Origin of the sequence: Acinetobacter sp. NEB 394, assembly GCF_013374795.1 — a bacterium.
Classification (GTDB): Bacteria; Pseudomonadota; Gammaproteobacteria; order Pseudomonadales; family Moraxellaceae; genus Acinetobacter; species Acinetobacter johnsonii.
The window spans coordinates 3,266,478-3,282,642 of sequence record NZ_CP055277.1 but is presented as its reverse complement, the minus strand read 5'-3'; the positions used below and the strand labels follow the sequence as shown (position 1 = coordinate 3,282,642).

The 16,165-nt window shown below is 43.4% G+C and carries 14 protein-coding genes and 1 pseudogene; 8 read left to right on the top strand and 7 right to left on the bottom strand.

From position 1 onward, the window contains the following. The first annotated feature begins 17 nt into the window (after window positions 1–17). Entirely contained in the window at window positions 18–833 is an 816-nt protein-coding gene (locus HUK62_RS15985) for an NAD-dependent epimerase/dehydratase family protein (protein WP_176538334.1), read from the top strand. 207 nt (window positions 834–1,040) lie between these two features. Here the strand turns inward: HUK62_RS15985 and plsB are convergent, their stop codons facing one another. Next, window positions 1,041–3,614, bottom strand: coding sequence for a glycerol-3-phosphate 1-O-acyltransferase PlsB (gene plsB, locus HUK62_RS15980; protein ID WP_176538333.1), 2,574 nt, complete (start codon window positions 3,612–3,614; stop codon window positions 1,041–1,043). Window positions 3,615–3,905: 291 nt separating this feature from the next. Here plsB and HUK62_RS15975 point away from each other — a divergent pair, with 291 nt between their 5' ends. Continuing rightward, window positions 3,906–4,778, top strand: coding sequence for an acyl-CoA thioesterase II (locus HUK62_RS15975; RefSeq protein ID WP_114836546.1), 873 nt, complete (start codon window positions 3,906–3,908; stop codon window positions 4,776–4,778). 218 nt (window positions 4,779–4,996) lie between these two features. After that, the gene (locus HUK62_RS15970; RefSeq protein WP_176538332.1) at window positions 4,997–6,256 is read left to right on the top strand and encodes a dicarboxylate/amino acid:cation symporter; all 1,260 of its coding nucleotides are present in this window, start codon (window positions 4,997–4,999) and stop codon (window positions 6,254–6,256) included. Between the two features lie 56 nt (window positions 6,257–6,312). Here the strand turns inward: HUK62_RS15970 and HUK62_RS15965 are convergent. The 6 genes and pseudogenes from HUK62_RS15965 to HUK62_RS15940 form a co-directional block, all read right to left on the bottom strand. After that, window positions 6,313–7,257: pseudogene (locus HUK62_RS15965) on the bottom strand (metal-dependent hydrolase). 139 nt (window positions 7,258–7,396) lie between these two features. Next, on the bottom strand, window positions 7,397–8,257 hold the full coding sequence (gene yihA, locus HUK62_RS15960) for a ribosome biogenesis GTP-binding protein YihA/YsxC (protein WP_176538331.1): 861 nt from the start codon (window positions 8,255–8,257) through the stop codon (window positions 7,397–7,399). Window positions 8,258–8,360: 103 nt separating this feature from the next. Next, window positions 8,361–8,810 (bottom strand): Rrf2 family transcriptional regulator, encoded by a 450-nt coding sequence (locus HUK62_RS15955; protein ID WP_176538330.1) that lies wholly within the window; start codon window positions 8,808–8,810, stop codon window positions 8,361–8,363. Between the two features lie 89 nt (window positions 8,811–8,899). Further along, on the bottom strand, window positions 8,900–10,108 hold the full coding sequence (gene hmpA / locus HUK62_RS15950) for an NO-inducible flavohemoprotein (protein WP_062032527.1): 1,209 nt from the start codon (window positions 10,106–10,108) through the stop codon (window positions 8,900–8,902). A 150-nt stretch (window positions 10,109–10,258) separates the two neighbouring features. Then, on the bottom strand, window positions 10,259–11,842 hold the full coding sequence (locus HUK62_RS15945) for a helicase HerA-like domain-containing protein (protein WP_176538329.1): 1,584 nt from the start codon (window positions 11,840–11,842) through the stop codon (window positions 10,259–10,261). Between the two features lie 8 nt (window positions 11,843–11,850). Further along, on the bottom strand, window positions 11,851–13,059 hold the full coding sequence (locus HUK62_RS15940; protein WP_176538328.1) for a PLP-dependent transferase: 1,209 nt from the start codon (window positions 13,057–13,059) through the stop codon (window positions 11,851–11,853). Window positions 13,060–13,221: 162 nt separating this feature from the next. On the opposite strand from HUK62_RS15940, the gene HUK62_RS15935 reads away from it, so the two are divergent. From HUK62_RS15935 to rplW, 5 genes are all read left to right on the top strand, one after another. Continuing rightward, window positions 13,222–13,959, top strand: a complete 738-nt coding sequence (locus HUK62_RS15935; protein ID WP_176538327.1) for a type 1 glutamine amidotransferase — start codon at window positions 13,222–13,224, stop codon at window positions 13,957–13,959. Between the two features lie 264 nt (window positions 13,960–14,223). Next, window positions 14,224–14,535 carry a 30S ribosomal protein S10 gene (rpsJ, locus tag HUK62_RS15930; protein ID WP_000070912.1) on the top strand — a complete coding sequence of 104 codons (312 nt, stop codon included), beginning with the start codon at window positions 14,224–14,226 and terminating at the stop codon, window positions 14,533–14,535. A 60-nt stretch (window positions 14,536–14,595) separates the two neighbouring features. After that, window positions 14,596–15,234: a 50S ribosomal protein L3 gene (gene rplC, locus HUK62_RS15925; protein WP_004691328.1), complete on the top strand. Its 639-nt coding sequence runs from the start codon at window positions 14,596–14,598 to the stop codon at window positions 15,232–15,234. Between the two features lie 11 nt (window positions 15,235–15,245). Next, window positions 15,246–15,848, top strand: a complete 603-nt coding sequence (rplD, locus tag HUK62_RS15920) for a 50S ribosomal protein L4 (RefSeq protein ID WP_004691326.1) — start codon at window positions 15,246–15,248, stop codon at window positions 15,846–15,848. Next, entirely contained in the window at window positions 15,845–16,165 is a 321-nt protein-coding gene (gene rplW / locus HUK62_RS15915) for a 50S ribosomal protein L23 (RefSeq protein WP_004691323.1), read from the top strand. Before rplD ends, rplW begins: the two co-directional genes overlap by 4 nt.

Genomic DNA, 16,165 nt, shown 5'->3' with positions numbered 1-16,165 from the left:
CTGTGATTTGGTGCTAAATGCATATTTTATTTATAGGTTATGGTAAAACATCTCAGCGTGTTGCTAAACAGTTATTTCAGCAAGGCCACCAAATTACCACAATTAGCCGAAGTCCGAAATCAGATGATTGGGCTGAGCATTTGACTCAAGATATTCATCAGCTGGATTTGTCTCAAGTCGCACCCATTGATGCTGTGTATGTCTTACTCTCGCCTGAGAGCATTACGGTGGAGGCGTATCAGCGAACTTTTGTAGACTCGATTGCACCCATGCTACATGCCTTAAAAAATCATCCTTTAAAAAAGGTGATCGTGGTTTCTTCTACACGTGTCTATGGTGAAAGTACAGGTGAGCGAGTTGATGATGATACTTGTCCCCAACCGAGCGATGCGCAAGGGCAGGTGCTATTGAACATGGAAACTTTGTGGCAACAGGCTTATCCCTCTGAATGTGTGATTGTACGTCCAACAGGCATTTATGGAATCTCAGTTAGTCGTATGATAAAACTTGCGGGAACTACAAAAGCTTATCCAAGACTGCATTGGTCGAACCGAATTCATATTGATGATTTGGTTGCTTTTCTAGCGCACTTGCTTCACGTGGAACATACTGAAAAATCTTATATTTGTAGCAATAGCCAGCCACTGCCTTTACATGAAATTATTCAATGGTTTCAACAGCAGTTAGGACTGCCAGTTTTTATTTTGGAAAGTGATGTGCCATCAGGCAAGCAAATTTATGCTTCACGTATGCAGCAGATGAATTTTGAATTACAGCATCCACATTGCTTTGATGATTATTTGGCGTTGTTAGCAGAGCGTGAGTCAAAATAATTTTTTATTTTCACTCATAAAAAATGTGAAGCATCGTTTGGAAAATGGCTGTGGAACGTGAAGAATCATGACAAATCCGTTCCAGTGCGCTTAACCCTAGAACGGCTTTTATTAAGATATTGATGCTTATAGGAAAATTTTAAGAATTTTCTTGTTGAACAGCATAGGCACCTACATTTTGTAGATCCCTATGCTTTTAAAAAGAAATTACTTCTTCTTACGTTTCAAACGCTTCTTCGCTTGTTCAGCAGCCACTCGGTCTAGTACATCTTTTAGCTCTTCATCGCTGAAAGTGGTGATGTGTTGCAACATTTGTAGCGTGACATCATCCAGTACCAAGTTGGCATATTGCGCAACGTTTTGGAAGTTCTCATCAAACACAATCGCATTGTCTGAGTTGGTGCTGATATAACCCTGTTGCGTGAGCACTTTAATAAAGCTTTGGAACAGGGCTTTATCGAAGAATTCAGGTGAATTGAACTCATATAGGACAGATAGACGCTGACCCACCAAATGACTCAGCTCTTCCACCTGACGTGCTGAAATGTTCCCAGAACCACGTTGTGTAATCAGCGCAAGCGTCATGTAGTAACGCTCAAGACTCTGCATGACTGGCGCAGCCAATACCACCAACTGGTTATGGTCTTCGCTGTTTGGAGCAGGGGAAATCAAGTGGCCTTCGGCATCTTCAGAAATCAGTTTAGCTTGAATCAAACCATCTACATAAGCACAAATTTGATCTTTTAGTTCAGCATCTTCCCATTTTAAAAACAATTCTGCTTTTAAGAATGGATACAGCGTGCGAATTACATTGATTAAATCACCACGGCCAATGGTTCCATTGTGTTCAACCAAAGCAGCAACGAGTGATGGCAATACAAAGGCATGCAAAATGTTATTACGGAAGTAGGTCAGCAGTACTGCTTGATTGTCCGCAATTGCAATAATGTCACCAAGAACGTGATTGACGCGCTTGATCAGTTTTAGCTTTAAGCCATAAGCAATGATTTCTTTACCCGATAATGGCGTGACCAAGAGGCGCTCATCATAAGGAAGTGTCGTCAAAAGCTTGCGATAGGTGTCGAGCTGTTTGATACAAATTTCTTCATCCAGCGTATGCTTCTCAGTGGCCAATAGAACCAAAGACAGTAATGAAACAGGATTCACCACAGCTGCACGGTTAATATTTTCTAAAATCGCATGCGCTGAACTGTTGACTGCATCAGAGACTTCTTGCGGAATTGGATCATCATTTTTAGCAATTTGTACATTCTCAGCGCCATGCTTTTTCAACATGTCATCGAGGAAAACGGGCTCACCAAAGTTCAGATGGACTTTCCCGAAAATACGTTCAATTTTGCGTAAAGTTTGTAGAATCCCAAAGACAGACTCGGCTTCTTTCGGTTTACCGTTCATCTCGCCGACGTAGGTCGCACCTTCCATTAAGCGTTCATAGCCAATATAGGTCGGAACAAAGACAATCGGTTTGGCGCGACCACGCAAGTGACTGTGCACCGTCATGGCTAACATACCTGTCTTCGGTGGTAGCAGACGACCTGTACGTGAACGACCACCTTCGATGAAGTATTCCAAAGGCGTATTACGCGACAAAATACTGTATAGGTATTCTTTAAAGACCGAAGTGTAGAGCGCGTTACCGCGGAAAGTGCGGCGAATAAAGAATGCACCGCCACCACGTAAAATTTGCCCAACAAATGGCATATTCAGGTTATCGCCTGCAGCAATATAAGGCACCATCAAACCACGGTTATACACCACATAAGACAACAGTAAATAGTCGATATGACTACGGTGACATGGGGTATACACAATTTCGTAGTCTTTAGCCAGCTCACGAACCGTATTGAAGTTATGGACTTCAACCCCGTCATAGAGTTGCGTCCATAAACGTGCCAGCGCCATTTCCGCAAAACGGATGGTTGAATGTGAGTAATCCGATACGATTTCATTGACATAACCAATGGCACGACGTTCTGCGTCCAACATGCTAATTTTGCCGCGGATACTTTCGCGACGAATCGCATCTTGTACATCACTGGCTTTAATCAATGAATGCATCACGTTGCGGCGGTCCGAAAGATCGGGACCGAGTACCGCTTCACGGTGTGCATCGAGCTGATTATTTAAGGTGTTTAGAATATAAGTCGCAGGCGATAAATTCGGATAGGTGGTTTTTGCAAAGTCAACCAAAGCACGTAAAGACTGACTTTCATGAAACTCTAAAAATGATTGACGACCATGTAAACCAATATTCATCAGCTGCTTCACCGTACTTGGCGTTGCCCAAGTGTCGGTAAATAACAATTTAAACCAAGAGTCTTCTTTGTCTGGTGAACGTCCCCACAGTACCGTCACAGGTACCAGCTCTACGTCTAAATCGGGTTGTTGTTCTAAAGCTTCAACTAGACGTAACAGGCGCGGTGGAAAGGTGTGTGGTGAAGGGTTAAGTAAATTATTTTCATCGTTATGCTGTAAAAACACGATCGATGCTTTTTCTTGATGCGTCCCCACGACCAAAGGATCGAGTGCAGGAGCAAGCTTTAAACGACGTGTTTCACCATCCACCAACAGCGCATTACTGCGTGAGTGATTTTGAAGCACATAACAGACAATTTTTTTGGGATGGCCTGAAGCTGCTGGGTCAGCATCTGTTGCTGTCGGTTCTGTTGGAACCTCACCCAATACATGTGGGGTTACTATGAGGTCAAGAAGCTTACTTGAAAGCTTTCTATACATTTGACCAAAGCCACTTTTGGACATATACACTCCTGCTTAAATGACCAATCCCGCAGTTTGTCTGAAGGGGTATTTATTTTGCGTAATTGTAAACATAAACCGTATGTCATTTCCTGACAAATTTGTTTTATATGGTGAATTTTATCGTTAAAAATCGTATTTTTAGTCGGAAATAACGAAAAAAACTTATGACAACTCAGTCAAGCAATCTATAGGGTTTTAGTCTGAATTTATGGCAAAATAGATTTTAATATCGATATCATACCTCATCACTTTACAGAAAAATCTGGTCTCTCACCATTAAGTAGGTTGCTTATGAATGCCTTAACCCAAGAGTTGGTTGAATTACTGAGCCTCGAAAAAATTGAGGAAAATATCTTTCGTGGACAAAGCCGTAATTTGGTTGGGAAGCGTGTTTTTGGCGGACAAGTCTTAGGTCAGGCCCTACGTGCAGCGTCATATACGACGGATCGTCCAGCTCATTCTTTACATGCATACTTTTTATTTGGTGGCGATGTGAACGCACCGATTATCTATGAAGTTGATCGAATTCGTGATGGTCGTAGTTTTGTCAGCCGCCAAGTGCGCGCTATTCAGCATGGTAAAACCATCTTTATGTGCATGGTGTCTTTTGCTGACAATGAAGACGGCCTGAATTATCAAATCGGTGAGCCTGAGTATCCAGCACCAGAGTCTTTAAAGTCTGAGGCTGAACTGAAAAAAATGATGGTGGAATTTGTGCCTGAAAATGTGCGTGCAAGTTTCATGCGGGATCGTCATGTGGAAATTCGTCCTATCAATCCACAAAACCCGTATCAACCGCAGCCTGAAGCACCTGTGTATGCGCACTATATTCGCACCCATGACCGCATTGCAGCAGAAGTAGATGAGATTTCATTGCATCAGGCGATTGCGGCATTCTATTCAGATTTCACTTTAATGACCACGGCACTGCGCCCGCATGGTTTAAGTTATCTTTCGCCAAGTTTGCAGTGTGCGAGTATCGACCATGCTATGTATTTCCATAAGCCGTTTCGCGTGGATGACTGGATGCTGTATGACATGGATGCCACAGTCAGTGCCAGTTCACGTGGTTTAAACTTTGGACGAATGTGGCAAAACGGTGAGTTGGTGTGTAGTACTACGCAAGAAGGTTTGATTCGGCTCCGTGAAATCGAAGCCCAATAAAGTCTGAGTACAGAAAAAGCTGAGTGATATGACTCAGCTTTTTTTATGACCGACTTTATGACTGAAAGGTGGTCAGAGCTGAGCTTCAATTGTAATGGTCTCATCTTTTTGGGAGAGTTATATGGGGAAATGTGCAGTACTTGTGACAAAAAAATGCTCGATTCTAGTCCGTTCACATGGCATAGTTTCCCAAAGAAATCTTTGAAAAGCATGAAGCTATGAGCTTAAACACGCAAATTCTAATTGCCGCGATCTTCGGGGTCATCTTCGGATTTATTCTAAATCTTTTCCCGGGTACCGCTTTTTTAGAGATGAGTTTGTATGGAATCGGGGTGGTCAGCAGTATTTTTATTGGTTTATTAAAAATGCTCTTGATTCCCCTTATTTTTAGCTCAATTGTGGTGGGAGTATCTAACTTACAAGCGGGCGGCCAGCTCTCCCGTGTTTGGAAAATTACGCTGGCATGCTGTGTCACTACCACGACTTTGGCCCTGATATTGGGTTTAAGTTGCGCGCATTTATTTGAAGTCGGCAAAGGTGTCGATATCGCCATGTTCCAAGACGCCATGGCCGCTCATCAAACGCCAGATACGCTCACCCCATCTTCTTTCTTTACCAACTTTATTCAAAATACGTTGATTAACCCGTTCAAAGCTTTTGCTGAAGGCAATGTTTTAGCGGTGGTGGTTTTTGCATTATTCATAGGTGTGGCACTCGTTAAAGGCGGCGAAAAATTCCGTACCGTGCGTAAGCTGAGTCAACAGTTCTTTGACATCATGATGTTGATGATTGGTTGGGTGATGAAGCTAGCCCCGCTAGGAATTTTTGCCTTACTTGCTAAGTTGATTGCCACTGAAGACATTTCGGTATTGAGCCGTTTGGCTGAGTTTGCTGCCGTGGTAACAGGCACCACCATTTTTCATGGTCTGGTGGTTTTGCCGCTATTGCTATGGATTTTTGGCAAGATGAACCCGATGACCTTTTTTAAAGGCACGCGTGTGGCGTTAATTACTGCTTTTGCCACCAGTTCAAGCTCGGCGACTATGCCTTTATCACTCAAGTGTGCGCAAGAAAATCTCGGTGTGCGTCCGCAAACGGCGGGCTTTGTGATTCCGTTGGGGACGCAGCTCAATATGGATGGTACTGCGCTGTATGAGGCGGCGGCAGCTTTGTTTATTGCCAACTTGATGGGGCTAGATTTGACTTTGAGTCAACAGTTGGTGGTGTGTCTGACGGCGATGATTGCTTCTTTAGGTGCTCCAGGGATTCCAAGTGCAGGCATGGTCACCATGATTATGGTCTTGCAGTCTGTTGGGCTTCCTGCTGAAGCGATTGCGATTTTATTGCCGATGGATCGCTTACTGGATACCGTGCGTACTGTGGTAAATGTACAAGGCGACATGATGATTAGTGTGGTGGTGGATCGATATACCAAGGATCTGGATGCGCCTTTGCCCAATTTATCGAATCCTTCTTAAGTCTTGCTCTAAAATAAAAAAAGCAGCTGATTAAGCTGCTTTTTTTATTTTGGGACTTAAGAGACTTTGAGCATTGCACGTTTAGCCGCTGGGGATTGGTCTAAATAGGCAATCGCATCTTCTGTTTTGGCTTCGTGTACAGGGTCATACCACGGCACCAAATAGCCAAATTGCTGTGAGATTAACCAGAGTGGACTTGGCAGAACTTGATGATTCTGTTTAGAAATAGACAGCCACTCACGCCAAATCCAAGGTTTAAAAAGACTGGGTTGAATCGACTTAAAGCGGTCATCTTGTTTCATAATATGGGCTGCACCATCGACCCATAAACCCAGCACGGCAGCAATCACCACCAGACTCAAATAATAGCGCGCAATATAGCCTCCACCTAAATGTCGGTACTAATCAAATGCGACGGTACGGTGTTCAATTTCTTCTGCGCCGTGCCATTTGATTAAGTCTAGCATCGCAGGGTCAGCGCCCATTTTCTCCCATTCAGTGTTATACAGTGCATATTTGCCAAGCACGCAGGTCATGTGTTCCACTGTTGCAATAATACCGAGTCGAAACAGATCCCACTGGTGCTCAAGTGCTTTAGGTACAGTGAGATCAAGCGGTTTATCGGCCAGTAATTTTCCAAATAAGAAATCCATCAACGCTAGATTACGGGAGACATCAATATTTCTTTGGCTGAGATACTCTTTATTGGCTGAGTTGTGTGCCTGCGCATGCATGGCTTCTTGGCGGATAAAGGCTTGTACATCTTGCTTCAGCTTTTCATCGCTAATTTGCGGTAAGACTTTGTTGTAGAGGCGGCAGAACCAGAACTCACCTGCGGGCAGGATCATATTAATTTCATTGATGAAATAGCTGGCAAACGGTTGGTTGGGAATCCAATCAATAGGACTATCTTGCCACTCAAATTTAACTTTGCGGGGCTTAATTGTGTAGGCAATAGAGGAACGAATTTTGTTTTTTTTCAATCGAGACCATAATTTCATATGCTGACCTATTTTTATATGTGTTGAATTTTTTCACGAGCTGAATAAAGTCAGTATAAAAAAAGTCCCCGATTGCGATTAGCAATAGGGGACACAGATACAGCAATAGATGATGCTTTTTTAGGTTGGCGTTTAAAACTTAAGCCTCAGGCTGTGGTTTGGTTTCCACATCGTCTTCAGCATCAAGATCCATAACGGCTTCAGGATCTTCATCGAACTCGTCTGCATCCAGCTCATCGGCTGTTGCATCTGGAATGCTGCTTAAGTCAAAGTGTTGGGCTTGGTCTAAAGTAAAATTCAGTCGTCCGCCCATTACACTTGCCAGTTCTTCTAGGCCTTGTTTATTGAGGGAAGAGAACAATTGAATTGAGAAATCCAGTTTCATCTTTTTCAATTGGGCTTTAACTTCTTGCAATGCTTTAGAGGCAGGGCCACGGTTGAGTTTATCGGACTTGGTTAGCAGTACATGCACAAACAATTTACGTGAATAAGCCCATTCCAACATCATCACGTCAAAGTGCTGTAGTGGATGACGAATATCCATCAACAAGACTAAGCCTTGTAAGCTTTTACGCTGAATCAGGTAGTTCTCTAACTCTTTTTGCCACACGATTTTCATTGCTTCAGGCACGGCTGCATAACCATAACCAGGTAAGTCGACGAGACGTTGGTCAGGATTACCCAGACTGAAAAAGTTAATCATCTGCGTACGCCCCGGTCTTTTCGAGGCACGAGCCAATTGCTTTTGGTTGGTTAAGGCGTTGATCGCACTAGACTTACCTGCATTTGAACGACCCGCAAAGGCAATTTCATAGCCTGTATCTTCTACACACAGATTGAGCTTCGGGGCACTCATTAAAAACTCTGCTTTACGCAGCCAGTTGAGAGCGCGCACAGCATATTCAGTAACTGCAGAATCTACCTTTTTTTCATAGCTAATTTTTTGCTTTGGGGCAGCAGCAATTTTACTGTTTTTGGATTTTCCTCGGCTGTGGTGCATAACTCAACTTCAATTTATGATCTACAATCAGCCATTATAATGGAAGTCGAGCAGGCAATCGACCTTTGCAGCGTAAAGTCCGTAATCTTGTCTATAAAAGACCTTAATCGGCAAGATTGATCAGGTTAATCGGCGAGTGGGTTGTGAACTTATTTTGAGCTTCAGTGCCCAGTACATCTGCTAAGGTATATTGGTCTAAGCTGTGATAGAACTGATCCAACGCTTGATCTAAGATCCCTTTGAGTCCGCAATTCGAACGGAGTACGCAAGGCGGGGTGTTACATTCCACAATGTTCTGATCCGCTTGCAAGATCCGTACAATCTCGCCCAGTCTTAAATGGAGGCTTTCTGGATTGAGCCGAATCCCACCGCCACGACCGCGTGCAGTAATAATCCACTGCTGTTTCGCCATAAAGTGTACGATTTTCATCAAGTGGTTTTCAGACACTTGGAGTGCTTGTGCTAGTTCTGCAATGGTATGCGGCAGCGCTTTCGGCTGTGAAACATACATCAGAATTCGCAAAGCATAATCGGTAAATTTATTGAGCTGCATGAGGGTACTGATCGTTGATAAGCAAAAAAACAAAGGGCTAGTCTAGCATAACCTGACTAACCCTCTCTATTTTATGCCGATGGCATGGATTAGTGATGAACACCACCTGTGCCAAAAGCTTCACTGTGAATATTTTCGGCAGGAACACCACGGGCAATTAGGGCTTTTTGTTGTTCAGCCATAAATGGCATTGGGCCGCATAAGTAGTAGTCTGCTTGAACAGGTAAAATCGCGCTATCAATGGTACTCAAATCAAGGCGACCCTTCGCATCATAATCTTGACCCAAAACATCGCTTTGATGTGGGAACTCATATGCAGTAAAGGTACTTAAACGTGGATATTTGGCTTTTAAGTCATGAATATGTTGTTTCATGGCATGCACTTGTTTGCTACGGCAGGCGTGCACAAAAGTCACAGGCTCTGGCATATCCAAAGTCACCAATTGATTCAGCATCGCCACCATTGGCGTGAGGCCTACACCACCACTAATAAAGACATTGCGTTTATTTGGGTCAATCAGGTAGAAGTTACCTGTTGGTGCAGACACTTCAATTTCAGCACCTTCGGCTAAACCATGCAGAGTATTTGACACCCAGCCGCCTGCCAAATCACCTTTTTCATCTTCGCGTTTGACCGAGATACGTAAATAGTCAGCTTGAGGGCTAGTTGAAAGGGTGTATTGGCGAGGTTGTTTTAGACCAAGTTCCTCAACAAATACACGTACTGAAATGTACTGACCTGCTTCATATTTTGGTAAATCACCACCGTCCACAGGGGCAAGATAGAAAGAAGTGATTTCATCGCTTTCAACCACTTTTTTCGCAATTTTAAAGTTGCGCCAGCCTAACCAGCTCCCTTTGGTTTGTTGATGTTGCTCATAAATCGCTTTTTCAGTGCTAATGAATAAATCAGCCAATTGACCATACGCCGCAGCCCAAGCATCAATCAATGGGTCTTCCATTGAAATACTTAAAACTTCACTAATCGAATGGAGGAGGTTTTCCCCAACAATGTTGTAGTCAGGTGCTTGAATATTCAAGCTGACATGTTTGTGGGCAATCAGCTCAACCACAGGAAGCAATACTGAAGGATCTTCAATGTTTTCTGCATAGGCCAATACAGCGCCCGCCAAAGCTTGTGCTTGAGCGCCACTGCGTTGATGCCCCATATTAAAGGTTTCTTTTAAATTAGGATTATTGCCTAACATACGGTTATAAAAATAACCCGTGAGTGCGACACCATTTTCACGAAGAACAGGAACAGTTGCTTTTACAAGGTCAATTTGCTGCGGAGTCATTGTTGATCTCTCTTGGCTATCATTTATAAGATGTATTTAAAATATACCTTTAAGGATGTAATGTAAATACATCTTTTAAAGAAAAGCTTAAATTTTATATGGGATATATGAATATCCCATAAATTTTGATTTTTAGATTTAAAAAGTAGATCACTTACGACCAAACAATGAGCCGAGTAAACCACGGACGATTTTTTGTCCCGTACTGCCCCCAAGGCTACGTGCTGCACTTTTAGCAAAGGTTCCGACCGTGTCTTGAATTAGCTTCTCACGCTGTTTCGCTTCACGTTCAGCTCCTTTCTGCTGTTCTTTCGCAATCCTCTCTTGCTCACGTGCTTGTTGCTTAGCCAGTGTTTTAGCTTCTTTGGCCTGCTGTTTTGCGAGCAGCTCTTGTTCTTTGGCTTGTTGTTTCTCTTGCTCTATCTGTACCGCTTGTTGTTGGCGTTCAACCACTTTATTTTGTAGAAGTTCAAAAGCACTTTCGCGGTCTAGGCGTTTTTCATAAATGCCTGCCACGATACTTTGTGAAATCAAGGCTTGACGTTGTTCTGAGCTAATGGGACTGAAAGACGAGTAGGGTGGCATCACCCATGCGCGCTCTACGACTTGCGGCGTGCCTTGTTCATCTAGGCAACTAATCAGAGCTTCACCCACAGCTAGCTCGGTGATGGCTTGTTCAACCTTAAATTCAGGGTTGGCACGGAAGGTGTCTGCAGCTGTTTTAACCGCTTTTTGATCTTTCGGAGTAAAGGCACGTAAGGCATGTTGTACACGATTTCCGAGCTGCCCTAACACGCTTTCAGGCAAATCCAGTGGGTTTTGCGTGACAAAGTAAATACCCACCCCCTTGGAGCGGATTAGGCGCACCACTTGTTCAATTTTTTCTTGCAGTGCTGCGCTGGCATTATCAAACAGCAAATGCGCTTCATCAAAAAAGAACACCAGCTTAGGTTTGTCCATATCGCCAACCTCAGGTAGCTGTTCAAACAGTTCAGAGAGCATCCAGAGTAGAAAAGTGGCATAGAGCTTTGGGGTATTCATGAGCTTGTCTGCGGCTAGAATATTGATATAGCCATGACCATTACTGTCGGTCTGAATAAAGTCGAGAATATTTAAGCTGGGCTCCCCGAAGAATTGATCACCGCCTTGATCGGCCAGTGCCAATAAATTCCGTTGAATCGCGCCAAGGCTTGCAGGAGATAGGTTGCCATATTCGGCTTTAAACTCTGCGGCATGTTCACTGACATAACCAATCATGGCTTTTAAGTCTTTAAAGTCGATCAGTAACATGCCTTGATCATCTGCAATACGAAATACCGCAGAAAGTACCCCTTCTTGGGTATCATTCAAATTCAGCATACGTGCCAGCAACAGCGGGCCAATTTCGGTAATCGTGGTACGAATAGGATGACCTTGTTCAGCAAATAAATCCCAAAACACCACGGGGGATGCAGCAAAGGGAATGCTGTCGATGCCTAAACTTTTAATGCGTTCATCAAATTTGGGATTGGATGTACCTGCCTGCGCTAAGCTGGAAACATCACCTTTGGCATCGGCTAAAAATACGGGCACCCCGAGTCTGGAAAAACTTTCAGCCAACACCTTTAGGGTTACGGTTTTACCTGTCCCTGTTGCCCCTGCAATTAAGCCATGACGGTTGGCAAACTTTGAGTGTAGAACAACATCTTGTTGGGTATTCGTGGTTTTCTTAGCAATGGTGATCGGGGTGCTCATACTTCTTCCTATTCGATTTTTTTGTGATGGTTATTCAGTTGTTTTAGTGCGTTTTCTATATCTTGAATTAAATCGGCAGGATGTTCTAGTCCTATACAAAAGCGAACCAATAAACCTTGTTGTAAATGTGTATGCTCAAGTGCACGCATGTCTTTGAGGTCATACAGCATCACCAAACTGACAGGACCGCCCCAACTAAAGCCGAGTTTGAAGAGCGACAGGGCATCACAAAACTGACGAATATCCTGCAGATCAAATTCAGGCTTGAAAATGACACTGACCAAACCTGCACTGTGTTGATCGACACAAATGTCTTTCCAATATGAATGACCCGCAGCACTAGGCTCGGCAGGGTGTAAGACCTGCACAAATTCCGGTTGTTCCTTTAGCCATGCCAAGAGTTGCAGCGCACTTTCAGACTGAGCTGCATACCGAACGCGCATTGACGCTAGACTGCGTTGGACTTGAGCAACATCATCCCCAGAAACACTAATGCCTTGAATGGCATGCGTGCGAAAGAGTTGATGATGTAAAGCTCGTTCGCGTGTCACGACTGAGCCCATTAAAATGTCTCCGCCGCCACTTGGGTACTTGGTTAAAGCATGTACTGTCACATCTACACTTAAGTGCTCATCACTAAAATCAAAAGCATTAAAGGCAAGGCCTGCGCCCCACGTGTTGTCTAAAGCAGTGAGCACATGATGCGCTTGTGCCTTTTTCACCAGTCCGACCAAATCTGGAAACTCCAGTGTGACCGAGCCTGCGGCTTCTAGCCAAATCAGTTTTGCTTTTTCTGTCGGTTGGAAAGAGGACACATCAATAGGGTTATAAACACAAACATCAATGCCATAGCGTTTTTCTAGATTACGAAGATGCTCCATGTTTGGTCCGTAAATATTATCTGCCACCCAAACTTCATCACCGTGGCTTAGAAAGCATGAATTCACCAAATTAATTGCAGACAATCCACTTGGTGCGAGTAGGCAGTACTTTCCACCCTCAATTTGTGCAATGTTATCGCCCAATGTAAAGGTGCTAGGGGTGCCATGGGTGCCATAACTATAGTCATAGTCATCGGTCCAATGGCGATTAAATAGTGCATCGGTATCTTCAAAAATAATCGTCGATGCACGATACAGGGGAGGTTGGACTGTTGAAATGTACTGAGGCGCTTGTCTTGGTGCATGAACTAGGGCTGTTTGCGGGTTTTTTTTCACGAATCGACTCATCATAAAGCGATAAATTGTTTTTAGCTTAAGAGAAAGTTTCTAAATAGGCGAGAAAATTGAATAAATGTGAATAAAGGTAAACAAAATAAAAAGTTGGCTTCAATTTTGCTAAATCATCGATAAGGATAGTAAAAAAGAAGGCATAAGCGCATGACGTCGCATTTAAAAGTACATTATTTTCAGCATATTGCTGGTGAAGGGTTCGGCAGTTGCTATACATATTTAAAACAACAAGGTGCAGTGATCAGTGCAACAGAGTTTTTTGCTTTACCTTTAGATCAAGCCTTAGAGATAGAGGCCTTACCGAGTATTGAGGATGTTGACTTACTCATCATTATGGGCGGTACCATGAGTGTGAATGATGAAGTGAATTTTCCATGGTTAAAGATCGAGAAGCGTTGGTTAAGACGTTACTTGGCCGCAGGAAAACCCGCGATTGGTTTATGCTTGGGTGGGCAATTGATTGCCAATGCGCTCGGTGCCGCGGTCAGTCGCAATGAACAACAGGAGTTGGGTTGGGCGACAGTACGCAAAATCCAGCACGTCCCAACAGAATGCTTTGAGTTGCCTGAACAGTTTAATGTGATGCAATGGCATAGCGAGACTTTTGAAATTCCAAAAGGTGCTGTACATTTGGCTGAAAATACCGTCTGTCGCAATCAAATGTACCAAATTGGAAAGAATGTATTGGGTTTTCAATTTCACCCAGAGATCGTGCCAGAAACCTTGGCACTCTTTTTAGAAAATGATGACGAGCTGAATAAGTTTTCGGGGGAATACGTGGCAACTGAAACCGAATTGAAAAAATCGCCAAAATTAAATTTTATTGAGGGAAATCAAATTCTTAATAGTGCAATTGATTATGTGTTGCGGCAAACAGTCTATTGATGCTTTTTTAAGCTACTGATAATCCAAACAAATTGAATATATTGTAAAAAATCAAAAATGGATTTGCTTATGCATTAAACAATGGCTATAATGAGCGACCCTTTAATGAAAGGGGGTTAACTGCGAATAAAGTAGTTAACATCGTGACAGTCGTGGCATCGATCATGACCTTAGTGATATTTCACTGCTCTTGACACTTACCTTTTAGTTGGGTGAGATGCGTCAGGAGTGATTCTTTATATATTTGGCTTGGAGTTTACTGGTATGTCTAACCAGAGAATTCGTATCCGTTTGAAGTCTTTTGATCACCGTTTAATTGATCAATCAGCTCAAGAAATCGTAGAAACAGCAAAGCGTACTGGCGCACAAGTTTGTGGTCCAATTCCAATGCCTACACGCATTGAACGTTTTAACGTTTTAACATCACCACACGTTAACAAAGATGCGCGTGACCAATACGAGATCCGCACTTATAAACGTTTGATCGACATCGTTCAACCTACAGACAAAACTGTAGATGCATTGATGAAGTTGGATCTTGCAGCTGGTGTTGATGTTCAGATCGCATTGGGTTAAGGCTTTCGGGTTAATTAACGCTCTAAGTTAATTAGGCCGCTTTTTTAGAGGTTTATGCACATGGCTATTGGTTTAGTCGGTCGCAAGTGCGGTATGACACGTATCTTTACAGATGCTGGTGTTTCTGTGCCTGTTACAGTGATTGAGGTTGATCCTAACCGCATCACTCAAATCAAAACGCTTGAAACTGATGGTTATCAAGCGATTCAAATCACTACTGGTGAACGTCGCGAATCTCGCGTAACTAATGCTCAGAAAGGTCACTTCGCGAAAGCGGGTGTTGCTGCTGGTCGTCTAGTTCAAGAATTCCGTGCAACAGAAGCTGATCTTGAAGGTCGTGAAGTTGGTGGAACTATCGGTGTAGACATGTTCACAGTTGGTCAAGTTGTTGACGTAACTGGTCAGTCGAAAGGTAAAGGTTTCCAAGGTGGTGTTAAGCGTTGGAACTTCCGTACGCAAGATGCGACTCACGGTAACTCACTTTCTCACCGTGTTCTGGGTTCTACAGGTCAAAACCAGACTCCTGGTCGCGTGTTCAAAGGCAAAAAAATGGCTGGCCATTTGGGTGCTGAGCGCGTAACTGTACAGGGTCTAGAAATTGTATCTATCGACGCAGAACGTTCAGTTTTAGTAGTGAAAGGTGCGATTCCTGGCGCTACTGGTGGTGACGTAACTGTTCGTCCTACGATCAAGGCCTGAGGGGAAATAACGTGAATTTAAATACTGTTTCCGGCTCTGCTGTTGAATTATCAGAAGTTGCGTTCGGTCGTGAATTCAATGAAGCTCTTGTACACCAGGTTGTTACAGCTTATTTAGCTGGTGGCCGTCAAGGTTCAAAAGCTCAGAAATCACGTGCAGACGTTTCTGGCGGTGGCAAAAAGCCATTCCGTCAAAAAGGTACTGGTCGCGCTCGTGCTGGTTCTATTCGTAGCCCAATCTGGGTAGGTGGTGGTAAAACTTTTGCTGCTCGCCCACAAGATTGGTCTCAAAAAGTTAACCGCAAAATGTATCGCGGTGCAATGCAATGTATCTTAGCTGAACTTGTTCGCCAAGATCGTCTTGTATTGGTTGAAGAGTTTGCTGTTGCTGCTCCAAAAACTAAAGAGTTGCTTGCAAAACTTAACGACTTGAATGCTACTCGTGCATTGATCGTTACAGAATCTGTAGATGAGAATCTATATCTTGCAGCGCGCAACATTCCACACGTTGATGTGGTTGATGCTGCTGCTATCGATCCTGTTAGCTTGATTGCGTTCGATAAAGTTGTTATGTCTGTAGCTGCTGCTAAGAAAATTGAGGTAGAACTCGGATGAACAACGAACGTATCTATCAAGTCCTACAAGGACCTGTATTCTCAGAAAAAGCACAAGTTTTAGGCGAAACTGCTGGTGTTCAAGTTTTCAAAGTTGCACTTGATGCAAACAAACTTGAAATCAAAAAAGCTGTTGAGCAATTGTTTGGTGTTCAAGTTGTTAAAGTTAACACAACGATCACTAAAGGTAAGACTAAACGCTTTGGTAAAACATTAGGACGTCGTTCTGATGTTAAAAAAGCATACGTCACCCTGAAAGCTGGCCAAGATGTTGAAATGGCTGACTTGGGCGATACCGCTGAAAGCGCAGCGGAATAA

Bases quoted from the DNA above. Each gene is read 5' to 3' on its own strand.
- HUK62_RS15985 (WP_176538334.1), top strand. From the start codon at position 18: ATGCATATTTTATTTATAGGTTATGGTAAAACATCTCAGCGTGTTGCT.
- plsB (WP_176538333.1), bottom strand. From the start codon at position 3,614: ATGTCCAAAAGTGGCTTTGGTCAAATGTATAGAAAGCTTTCAAGTAAG.
- HUK62_RS15975 (WP_114836546.1), top strand. From the start codon at position 3,906: ATGAATGCCTTAACCCAAGAGTTGGTTGAATTACTGAGCCTCGAAAAA.
- HUK62_RS15970 (WP_176538332.1), top strand. From the start codon at position 4,997: ATGAGCTTAAACACGCAAATTCTAATTGCCGCGATCTTCGGGGTCATC.
- yihA (WP_176538331.1), bottom strand. From the start codon at position 8,257: ATGCACCACAGCCGAGGAAAATCCAAAAACAGTAAAATTGCTGCTGCC.
- HUK62_RS15955 (WP_176538330.1), bottom strand. From the start codon at position 8,810: ATGCAGCTCAATAAATTTACCGATTATGCTTTGCGAATTCTGATGTAT.
- hmpA (WP_062032527.1), bottom strand. From the start codon at position 10,108: ATGACTCCGCAGCAAATTGACCTTGTAAAAGCAACTGTTCCTGTTCTT.
- HUK62_RS15945 (WP_176538329.1), bottom strand. From the start codon at position 11,842: ATGAGCACCCCGATCACCATTGCTAAGAAAACCACGAATACCCAACAA.
- HUK62_RS15935 (WP_176538327.1), top strand. From the start codon at position 13,222: ATGACGTCGCATTTAAAAGTACATTATTTTCAGCATATTGCTGGTGAA.
- rpsJ (WP_000070912.1), top strand. From the start codon at position 14,224: ATGTCTAACCAGAGAATTCGTATCCGTTTGAAGTCTTTTGATCACCGT.
- rplC (WP_004691328.1), top strand. From the start codon at position 14,596: ATGGCTATTGGTTTAGTCGGTCGCAAGTGCGGTATGACACGTATCTTT.
- rplW (WP_004691323.1), top strand. From the start codon at position 15,845: ATGAACAACGAACGTATCTATCAAGTCCTACAAGGACCTGTATTCTCA.